The sequence below is a fragment of the Azovibrio sp. genome (genome assembly GCF_049658005.1).
Lineage (GTDB): Bacteria > Pseudomonadota > Gammaproteobacteria > Burkholderiales > Rhodocyclaceae > Azovibrio.
In genome coordinates, this window is record NZ_JBASOH010000114.1 from 1 (window position 1) to 10,068 (window position 10,068).

Here is a 10,068-nt window from a genome sequence, read left to right on the forward strand (position 1 = left end):
GAAAAGGGGTCAGGGTCATTTAATTTCTCAGGGCCTCCGCACTGCGCGCTACAGCGCCGCTCAACTTCACGTTAGCCACCAATACCCTGAGAGGTCGATTGACATTTTGGGGTCATACCCCGTGCCCTGACCCTTCGTCTGACCCTTCGTCTTCGTCTGACCCTTCGTATATGGCCGCCCCAAGATCTGCCCTTCGGCCGAAGCTTCAAGATTGGCTTCGGAATGAACCGCCCTGCTTTTATAGACAACCGGATGCCCGCCGGGCTCGGTTGTCAGCCCATCAAGCCTCAACGAATGCGGATGACTACCCGGCGGTTGCGGGGTTCGGCAACCTCATCGCCGGTCTTGACCAGCAATTCCCGTTCGCCCCGGCCAGCCACTTCCACGGCGCCGGGGTCGATGCCTTCGGCCTTCAGTGCCTCGCGCATGGCCGATGCACGCTCCAGGGACAGGACATCGTTGCCGCGCAGATCACCGACGGTATCCGTATGGCCGACGATCAGCATTTCCGCCACGGGCCGGCTGGCCAGTTCCTGGCGGACGGCCTGGAATTGCGCCCGGGATTCCGGCGTCAGCTCGCTGCTGCCTTCGAGAAAATACAGCACGAAACTCACCGGACGGGGCGGCATCTGGGCCAGCACGGCACCAAAGCGTTCCTGCACCGCTGCGGCCGGCATGGTGGTGGCCGTCAGGCTGCCGCCCTGGCGCTGCACCGCTTCATAGGGTTGATCGAGCACCTGTTGCTGCCCGCCGGACCGAATCACCAGAGCGCTGGGTTTGCCATCGGGCTCGGGCAACAGCACCACCCGTTCGCTGACGCAGGCCGAGAGCCCGAGGCAAGCCAGCACGGCCCACAACGACTTATTCGGTTTCATGGGCATTCACCTCCAGGGCAAATTCGGTTCCCCGCACCCCGAGGATGCTGTTGGGGGTATGGAACTCCACGGTTTCCGGCGAAGTCTTGGCCAGCTTGCCGGTAACGACCGCCAGGCGGCCCCGTTTCACGGTGGTCCGCATGGCTCCCTGATGGGTCGTCTGGTCGAAGCTGAACTTGTCCAGGCTGAGCAGGGAATTGGCACCGGCCGAGAGCAGGGTTTCATCCTTGAGGGTGATGCCCACGGCACCGTCGCTGCCGGTACGTACCTTGTCGGCCACGAAGATGGCCATGCCCGGCCCGGCCTTCAGCCTTTCGCTGCCACGTTCCACCTGGACCTGACCACTCACCCGTTTCACGGTCCCCGCCGATTCGGCGGCTAAAAGATGATTCGCTGACCATACAAACAGAGTTGCCAGCAGCCATTGTGGTTTAATCATGTTTGTATTCCTCCCTCAAACTGCACAATTGACAAGACAAGAACACTTGCGAGTGACAGCCCAACACCAGCAGCTGACTTCGGTCATGAACTGGCTGGAGTATAGCGGTAGCCAACTGGAACTGGACTCACAATTACTGCTCCGTTTGCAACTGGTGACAGAAGAGCTTTTCCTCAATACCCTGCAGCATGGCTACGGCCAAGCCTGCGATGCCCCTATCGAGTTGAGCCTGACGGAAGAGGCCGGCCAGGTGCGGCTGACCTACTCGGACCGGGCGCCGGCCTTTGACCCCCGCAGCCAGCCCGCCCGGCAAAACCCGGAACAGGCAGGGGCCGGTCTCGCCCTGATCTGCCAGTTGCCGGACGAGCTGGATTACCAGCGCCGGGACGGCTGCAACCTGATCTGCCTGCGCTTTGGCACCCCCTCCAGAATCCAGGATTGACCCCCATGAAACACTTGTTCCAGTTCTTGCTCCGCCTGGGCAGCGCCCTGCTCATCGCGGGATTCGTCGCTTTTGTCCAGTACGCACTCTGGGATCTTGCCAACAGCAACCAACCCATCGCCGATGCAGAGCAGGAGGTGAAGGGCTTTGCCTACAGCGGCTACCAACGCCACCAGAGCCCCCTGACCGCCGACTACCCCAGCCTCGATGAACTGACGGGTGACGTGGACCTGCTGGCCCAGTACACCAACCGGCTACGCACCTACAGCAGCCTGGACAATGCGGCAGTAGTGCCCCTGGCCGGGTTTCGCGGCATCAAGGTGACCCACGGCATCTGGCTGGACCGGGACGAGGAGAAAAACGCCCGGGAGGTGGCAGCCGGCATCCAGATCGCCCGCCAGTACAAACACGTGGAACGGCTCATCGTCGGCAACGAATCCCTCCTGCGTCAGGACATGAAGCCGGACACCCTGATCCCCCTGCTCGAACAAGTCAGGAAGGCCACCAGAAAACCTGTTTCCACCGCCGAACCCTGGCATGTCTGGCTGAAGTATCCGGAACTGGCAAAGCATGTCGATTTCATCACCGTGCACCTGCTGCCCTACCACGAGGGCCTGCCCGTCGAAAAAGCCCTGGACTACGCCATGCAGCGTTACGACGAGTTGGCCAAGGCCTTCCCCAGGAAGAAGATCGTCATCGGCGAAATCGGCTGGCCCAGCCGGGGGCCCATCATCGAGGCCGCCGTAGCCTCGCGGGCCAATGAGGCGCTGTTCATCCGCAGCTTCCTGGCTTCGGAACGGACACTGAAGCTCGATTACTACATCATGGAAGCCATCGACCAGCCCTGGAAGATGGAACTGGAAGGCTGGGCGGGGGCCTACTGGGGCGTCTTCAACGCCGACCGGGAGCCGAAATTCTCCCTGGAAGGCGCCGTGCCCCGGGACATCCGCTGGCAGAGCAAGGCCTACAACGCATCTCTTTACGCCTTTGCCCCGATGCTGCTGATCGGCCTGCTGCTGGGTAGCTGGAGCTTCATGGGCCGTCTGTGGCTGGCGATCCTGGTCCAGGCCTGCGTCACGACCCTGGTGCTGGGCATCAACGTGCCCGCCGACTACTACCTGAGTCAGCGGGACCTGGTGGGCCTGTCCCTGCTGATTGCCGCCACCCTGATCACCATTTCCGTGCTGCTGGCCCATGGCTACGAATTCGGGGAGGTGCTGTTCAAGAACGTCTGGAAGCGCCGCTTCACGCCCCTGCCGCCCCTGCCGCCGGAACAGGAACCCTTCGTCTCCATCCACCTGGCCTGCTACAACGAACCGCCGGAGATGGTGATCGAGACCATCGACAGCCTGGCCGCCATGAATTACCACCATTTCGAAGTGCTGGTGGTCGACAACAATACGGCCGACGAGGCCCTGTGGAAGCCGGTGGAAGCCCATATGGCGACGCTGGGCCCCAACTTCCGCTTCTTTCACCTGCGTCCCTGGCCGGGCTTCAAGGCCGGCGCCCTCAATTTCGCCCTGAAGCAGACCGATCCCCGGGCAGAAGTGGTGGGGGTGGTGGATGCGGACTATGTGGTGTCCCCGGACTGGCTCGCCACCCTCGTTCCCCATTTCGTGGAAGCCCCGGACGTGGCCGTGGTCCAGGCGCCCCAGGCCCACCGCAACTGGGAGCACCAGCCCTTCCGGCGCATGTGCAACTGGGAATTCGAAGGTTTCTTCCGCATCGGCATGCACCATCGCAACGAGCGTAACGCCCTGATCCAGCATGGCACCATGACCCTGGTGCGCAGGAAACCCCTGGACGATCTGGGCGGCTGGTCGGAGTGGTGCATCTGCGAGGATTCGGAACTGGGCCTGCGCCTGCTGCGCCAGGGCTTTGACACCCGCTACGTGGACCATGTGCTGGGCAAGGGCCTCACCCCGGCCGACTTTTCCGCCATCAAGAGCCAGCGCTTCCGCTGGGCCTTTGGCGCCATGCAGATCCTGAAGGCCCACCTGCCCGCCCTGCTGGGCCCGAGCCAGCTCAACATCGCCCAGCGCTACCATTTCCTCACCGGCTGGTTCTCCTGGTTTGGCGATGCCCTGCAGCTCGTCTTCACCTTCGCCTCGCTGATCTGGACCCTCCTGATCCTGATGGCGCCCAAGTCCTTCGGCCTGCCGGTCGTGCTGCTGGTCGTGCCCATGCTCGGCTTCATGGCCTTCAAGGCGGCCCTGGGGCCGATCCTCTACCGCCGCACCATGGACTGCCCCTGGGTGGACATCGCCGGCGCCTCGCTGCTCTCGGCCGGCATCTCCCACGCCATCGCCCGGGGCATCTTCGCCGGCATCTTCAAGAAAAAGGGAGAATTCGTGGTCACCCCCAAGGGCTGGAAAGCCAAGGGCGGCCTCGCTTTCTTCACTCCCATCCGGGAAGAAATGGGCCTCCTGGTCGCCCTGTTGCTGGGCGCCTGGATCGTCGCCTTCGGCCTGGGAGCCCAAGACCCGGCGGCCAAGGCCTGGATCGCCGTACTGCTGCTCGAAACCATCCCCTACTGGGCCGCCCTGGGCTGCCAGATCGCCGCCTACTGGCCGGAAAAGCAGCCCGAGCCCAAGGCCAGCCCGCAAGCCTGAAATTGACAGGCAGCACGGATGCGCATAGGGTGCGCGCATTCGTGCTGCGCCGGAGTGTCCGCCATGACTTCCCCCGTCAAGAAAGCCACCAACCTCAGCCTGCGGGTGGATCTGCTCGAAGAAGCCCGGGCCCGCAAGATCAATCTTTCCCAGATGCTGGACACCGCCTTGCAGGCCGAACTGAAGAAAGAGCGGGAAGCCGAATGGCTGGCCCGGAACCAGGCGGCCATCGAGGCCTATAACCGTGAAGTCGCAGAACAAGGTCTCTGGAGTAATGGCTCGAGAGCCTTTTGATGCATCGCTTTGACGTCTACCCCAATCCGGAAAGCCGGGAGCGCCTGTCTGACCTCGTCGTGCTGCAAAGCGAGCTGCTGGAACGCCTCGATAATGGGGTGGTCGCCCCGTTACGCGGCCAAGGGGGTGGCCGATCCATCCCCATCTTGCGCCTCAATCCCGTGGTGGAAGTCGAGGGGCAGCCCTATTTCGTCCGCATTCAGGATCTGGCCGCGATCCCGGCACACCGCCTGCGCCAGGCCGTTTGTAACCCTGCAACCCGTTTGCAACCCTGCAACCCGTTTGCAACCCGTTTGCAACTTATCCTCGGAGCGGGAAGCCCGGCTTGCCGCCCTCGACCTCCTTTTCACCGGTGTTCTTTAATACAAGCGAAAATCACCATGGCCCAATATGTGATGTCCATGCTGCATGTCAGCAAAATCGTCCCGCCCAAGCGGCAGATCATCAAGGATATTTCCCTCTCCTTCTTCCCCGGCGCCAAGATCGGCCTGCTGGGCCTGAACGGTTCGGGCAAATCCACCGTGCTCAGGATCATGGCGGGCGAAGACAAGGAATATGAAGGCGAGGTGCATTGGCAGCCCGGCCTCTCGATCGGCTACCTGCCCCAGGAACCCGTGCTCGATCCAGAAAAGACCGTCAAGGAAGAAGTGGAATCCGCCCTGGGCGAAGTGATGCAGGCCCAGGAAAAGCTCGAAGCCGTGTACGCCGCCTACGCCGAGCCGGATGCCGATTTTGACAAGCTCGCCGAAGAACAGGCGCGTCTCGAAGCCATCCTGGCCACCTCCGGTAGCGACGTGGAAAACCAGATGGAAATCGCCGCCGACGCCCTGCGCCTGCCGCCCTGGGAGGCGAAGATCGGCAATCTTTCCGGCGGTGAAAAGCGCCGCGTCGCCCTGGCCAAGCTGCTGCTCGAAAAGCCCGACATGCTGCTGCTCGACGAACCCACCAACCATCTCGATGCCGAGTCGGTGGAATGGCTGGAGCAGTTCCTGGTGCGCTTTCCCGGCACCGTGGTGGCCGTCACCCACGACCGCTACTTCCTCGACAATGCCGCCGAGTGGATTCTCGAACTCGACCGCGGCCACGGCATTCCCTGGAAGGGCAACTACTCCTCCTGGCTGGAACAAAAGGAAGCCCGGCTCGAAGCCGAAAACAAGCAGGTCGACGCGCACATGAAGGCGATGCAGCAGGAACTCGAATGGGTGCGCAGCAATCCCAAGGCCCGCCAGGCCAAGTCCAAGGCCCGCCTGTCCCGCTTCGAGGAAATGTCCAGCTTCGATTACCAAAAGCGCAACGAAACCCAGGAAATCTTCATTCCCGTGGGCGAGCGCCTGGGCGACAAGGTCATCGAATTCGACGGCGTCAGCAAATCCTTTGGCGACAAGCTGCTGATGGACAAGCTCAGCTTCACCCTTCCCCCCGGCGCCATCGTCGGCATCATCGGCCCCAACGGCGCCGGTAAATCCACCCTGTTCAAGATGATCATCGGTCAGGAACAGCCCGATTCCGGCGCAATCGAGGTCGGCAGCACGGTGAAGATAGCCTATGTCGACCAGTCCCGCGATTGCCTGGACGGCAGCAAGACCGTGTTCGACGAACTGGCCGAAGGCCGCGACATCCTCCAGATCGGCAAGTTCGAAATGCCGAGCCGAGCCTACATCGGCCGCTTCAACTTCAAGGGCGGCGATCAGGGCAAGCGGGTGGGCGAACTCTCCGGCGGCGAGCGAGGCCGGCTGCACCTGGCCAAGACCCTGATGACCGGCGGCAACGTCTTGCTGCTGGACGAACCTTCCAACGACCTGGACGTGGAAACCCTGCGCGCCCTCGAAGACGCCCTGCTCGAATTCCCCGGCTGCGCCCTGGTGATCTCCCACGACCGCTGGTTCCTGGACCGCATCTGTACCCACATCCTCGCCGCCGAAGGCGATTCCCAGTGGACCTTCTTCCCCGGCAACTTCCACGAATACGAGGAAGACAAGAAGAAGCGCCTGGGTGAGGAAGGCGCCAAACCCAAGCGCATCCGCTACAAGCCCATCAGCCGTTGAACCCCCACGGCAGACCGCCCGCCCTCACATGCCCAGGGATTTCAGCAGGTCATCATGTTCGCTGCGGGAAGGCTGGGCGGGAGCCGTCTGCGCTGCGGCTGTCCCGCCCCCATTGGCCTGGGCGATCAGCTCATCGGGATTCACGGCCTCCTGGGGCTCGAAGTCGTAGAGCTTGATGAACTCGGTGCCATCCATGGCCAGTTCCAGGTAGAAGATGTGGTTGTGCCCGGTGTAGAAGGTAACCCGGCGGGCTTCGGGCTTGTCCAGCTGGGTGTCCACGCTCAGCATCACCGGCTTGTTGAGCACCAGCATCCTGGGCTGGTTCTGGGTGATGTAGGTCTGCAATTCACGCCCGATCTGATTGGTGAAGTCGCCAACGATCTGGTTCATCAGTTCGCCCATCACATTGCTGACGTCGTCAGCGGTATGGGAACTGGCCAGATCATCCTTGCACATGCCCATGCTGAGCATGTAGCTCTGATACAACTCCATCGCAGCCTGAGATGAGAAGTTGATGACCACGAGACCAGAAAAACCGCCATCAAGCAACACGAAACAGCCAATATCGGGCTTGAGACAGGTTTTGTTGATGCGCTGCACCATGCCGGAGTAGCGAATCTCGCCATGGGTGGCCATATTCAGGACCTTGGTCACTGAATTGCAAAGACTGATGAGAATATCTTCGGTGCCGTAGGCGACGGGTTTTGCAGTTGCAGTCATGTGCTGGGTCCAGTGGAGGGAAATTCCGCTATCTATAACATGGGCGGAGCCTGTTGTTGCACTGTTGGACCAACCCCGAACATGGCCTTACCGGCCATGGCGGATGGCCCCGGGGAAGGCCACCCCCTGCTCAAGCCGCCGATTATGAGCCAGAATGCCGGACCTGAGCATGAGCCTTGATCTTTTCTCCCACCTCGCAAACCCTGTCGAGCGCCTCGAACTGGCGCCCGGCGCCGTGCTGTGGCGCCATCGCCTCGAGGCCGAAGCCGCGGCCCTGCTGGCGGAACTCCCCACCCTTCTGACCCAGGCCCCCCTGCGCCACATGCAGACCCCGGGGGGATTCTCCATGTCGGTCGCCATGAGCAACTGTGGCACCCTGGGCTGGGTGACGGACCGAAAGGGCTACCGCTACAGCCCTACCGACCCCCTGGATGGAAGCGCCTGGCCTCCGATGCCTTCCAGCTGGCGGCAGGCCGCCGTGGATGCCGCCCGGGAGGCCGGGTTTGCCGGCTTTGCTCCCGACGCCTGCCTGATCAACCGCTATGCTCCCGGCGCGAAGATGGCCCTGCACCAGGACAAGGATGAGGCCGACCTGAACCTGCCCATCGTTTCCTTCTCCTTCGGCCTGCCCGCCTGCTTCCTGTTCGGCGGCCTGGCGCGGGGCGACAAGGCGCAGCGCATCCTGCTCGAACACGGCGACGTGCTGGTCTGGGGCGGCCCGGCCCGCCTGCGCTGGCATGGCATCCAGCCCATCCAGCCCGGCCAGCACCCCCTGACCGGGGCATGCCGCCTCAACCTGACCTTCCGCTGTGCCGCATCCCGGCCGGAGCCAGGCCCATGACCGCCCCGGCCGGACCCTTCTTCCCCGGCGCCGGGCGCCAGTTTGCCGCCCTGGCCCTGGACTACTGGAACGACGGCCATCGCTGGCAGGTACGCGGCGCCGTGCTGCTGCTGATCCTGCTCACGGTGGGCCAGGTGCTCCTGGCGATCTGGATCAGCTACTGGCACCGCGACCTGTTCGATGCCCTGGAAGCACGCGCCCTGGGCAAACTGCTGCACCTGATCCTGATCTTCGCCCTGATCTTCGCCCTCACCATGGCCGTCACCGCCCTGCACCTGCATGTCAAACGCTGGCTGCAACTGGACTGGCGGCGCTGGATGACGGAACTGTTGCTGGACCACTGGATGGCCCGCTCCCACCACTACAAGCTGCAGTTTATGGCGGGGGAACACGACAACCCGGATGGCCGCATCGCCGAGGACATCCGCATCGCCACCGAAGTCGCCATTGCCCTGGCTCACACCCTGCTGTTCTCCCTGCTCATCCTGGGCAGCTTCGTGGACATCCTGCTGACCGTCTCGGGCAGCGCCACCCTGCCCGGCACCGGTCTGGCGGTGCCCGGCTACATGGTGCTGGCGGCCTTTCTCTATGCGGGCAGCGGTGCTGCCCTGGGGCTGTCGCTGGGGCGCTCCCTGATCCGCACCACCAACCGGCTGCAGACGGTAGAGGCCAATCTGCGCTTCGGTCTGGCCCGGGCCCGCCAGCACTCGGAAGCGATTGCCCTGCTGCACGGAGAGGATTTCGAGCGGCGCGGCGCCGACCGCCTGTTTGCCGACGTGGGCCGGGGCTGGAACCGTCAGACCCTGGCCTACCTGGGCATCGTCTCCTTTTCCACCGGTTATGGCACCTTGCTGCCGGTCTTCCCCATCCTGATCGCCGCCCCCCAGTACATGGCCGGCGCCATGTCCCTGGGCATCCTGATGCAGGCAGCCCAGGCTTTCCAGCGCCTCACCTCGGCCCTGTCCTGGCCGGTGGACAACCTGGGAGAACTGGCCCGCTGCCGCGCCTCCATGGACCGCATCGTCTCCTTGTACCACGACATGCAGGCCCTGGAACGGGAAGAACAGGCCCCATCCGCCGCCCTGCGCCGCATCCACATCCGCCACGCGCGCCAGCCCCTGCTGGAATTCCGCCAGCTGGCCCTGCAGACCCCGGCCGGACAGCTGCTGCTCGCGCCCCTGGACCTGCAGGTGCATCACGGCGAACGCCTGCTCATCACCGGCGAGCCGACGGTGACGGAAGCCCTGTTCAAGGCGGTGGCGGGCCTCTGGCCCTGGGGCAGCGGCGAGATCCGCCTGCCCGAAGAAGCGGGCATCATGTTCCTGCCCCAACGTCCCTTCCTGCCGGAAGACAGCCTGAGAAACACCCTTTGCTATCCCCACGAACCCGGCCATTACGGCGACGCCGCCCTGCACCGGGCCCTGGAATGCGCCGGGCTCGCCTGGCTGGCACCGCGTCTGGACGAAACGGAAAACTGGGGGCGCGCCATGCCCCTGCGTACCCAGCAGCGCCTGGGGCTGGCGCGGGTGTTCCTGCAGCGCCCCGACTGGGTGTTCATTGAAGAGGCCACCGACGCCTTCGACCCCAAGGACGAGGTCTGCACCCTGGAAATGCTGCACCACGAACTGCCGGACACCACCTTGCTGCACATCAGCCGCCACGACAGCCTGTTCCCCCTGCACGGCCGCCGCCTCGAACTGCGGCGGCCCAAAGCGGCGCAGGCTTAGTCTCAGCGCCGCGGCCTGGCTGAAGAACGCCGCAGGCCTGGTTGAAGCGCCGCCGGCCTGGTTGAAGCGCCGC

Annotated in this window: 9 protein-coding genes; 6 read left to right on the forward strand and 3 right to left on the reverse strand. The window is 63.7% G+C overall.

The window, feature by feature from the left end:
* Window positions 1–287 precede the first annotated feature (287 nt).
* Window positions 288–875, reverse strand: coding sequence for an OmpA family protein (locus WBH99_RS10550; protein ID WP_424220048.1), 588 nt, complete (start codon window positions 873–875; stop codon window positions 288–290).
* The gene (locus tag WBH99_RS10555; RefSeq protein ID WP_424220050.1) at window positions 862–1,314 is read right to left on the reverse strand and encodes a FecR family protein; all 453 of its coding nucleotides are present in this window, start codon (window positions 1,312–1,314) and stop codon (window positions 862–864) included. The genes WBH99_RS10550 and WBH99_RS10555 overlap by 14 nt, the downstream gene beginning before the upstream one ends.
* A gap of 52 nt (window positions 1,315–1,366) precedes the next feature.
* Here WBH99_RS10555 and WBH99_RS10560 point away from each other — a divergent pair, with 52 nt between their 5' ends.
* From WBH99_RS10560 to ettA, 4 genes are all read left to right on the forward strand, one after another.
* A complete protein-coding gene (locus tag WBH99_RS10560; RefSeq protein ID WP_424220051.1) occupies window positions 1,367–1,756 on the forward strand; it encodes an ATP-binding protein in 390 nt (129 codons plus the stop codon).
* Between the two features lie 5 nt (window positions 1,757–1,761).
* The gene (locus WBH99_RS10565; protein WP_424220052.1) at window positions 1,762–4,368 is read left to right on the forward strand and encodes a glycosyltransferase; all 2,607 of its coding nucleotides are present in this window, start codon (window positions 1,762–1,764) and stop codon (window positions 4,366–4,368) included.
* Between the two features lie 63 nt (window positions 4,369–4,431).
* Entirely contained in the window at window positions 4,432–4,662 is a 231-nt protein-coding gene (locus tag WBH99_RS10570) for a type II toxin-antitoxin system CcdA family antitoxin (protein ID WP_424220053.1), read from the forward strand.
* On the forward strand, window positions 4,662–6,707 hold the full coding sequence (ettA, locus tag WBH99_RS10575) for an energy-dependent translational throttle protein EttA (RefSeq protein ID WP_424220054.1): 2,046 nt from the start codon (window positions 4,662–4,664) through the stop codon (window positions 6,705–6,707). The genes WBH99_RS10570 and ettA overlap by 1 nt, the downstream gene beginning before the upstream one ends.
* A gap of 24 nt (window positions 6,708–6,731) precedes the next feature.
* On the opposite strand, the gene WBH99_RS10580 is transcribed toward ettA, so the two are convergent.
* Window positions 6,732–7,427 carry a DUF3334 family protein gene (locus WBH99_RS10580; RefSeq protein WP_424220055.1) on the reverse strand — a complete coding sequence of 232 codons (696 nt, stop codon included), beginning with the start codon at window positions 7,425–7,427 and terminating at the stop codon, window positions 6,732–6,734.
* Window positions 7,428–7,596: 169 nt separating this feature from the next.
* Between WBH99_RS10580 and alkB the strand changes: the two genes are divergently transcribed.
* Both alkB and WBH99_RS10590 read left to right on the forward strand, forming a co-directional pair.
* Window positions 7,597–8,268, forward strand: coding sequence for a DNA oxidative demethylase AlkB (alkB, locus tag WBH99_RS10585; protein ID WP_424220056.1), 672 nt, complete (start codon window positions 7,597–7,599; stop codon window positions 8,266–8,268).
* Window positions 8,265–9,995, forward strand: coding sequence for an ABC transporter ATP-binding protein/permease (locus WBH99_RS10590; RefSeq protein ID WP_424220057.1), 1,731 nt, complete (start codon window positions 8,265–8,267; stop codon window positions 9,993–9,995). Before alkB ends, WBH99_RS10590 begins: the two co-directional genes overlap by 4 nt.
* Window positions 9,996–10,068 lie beyond the last annotated feature (73 nt).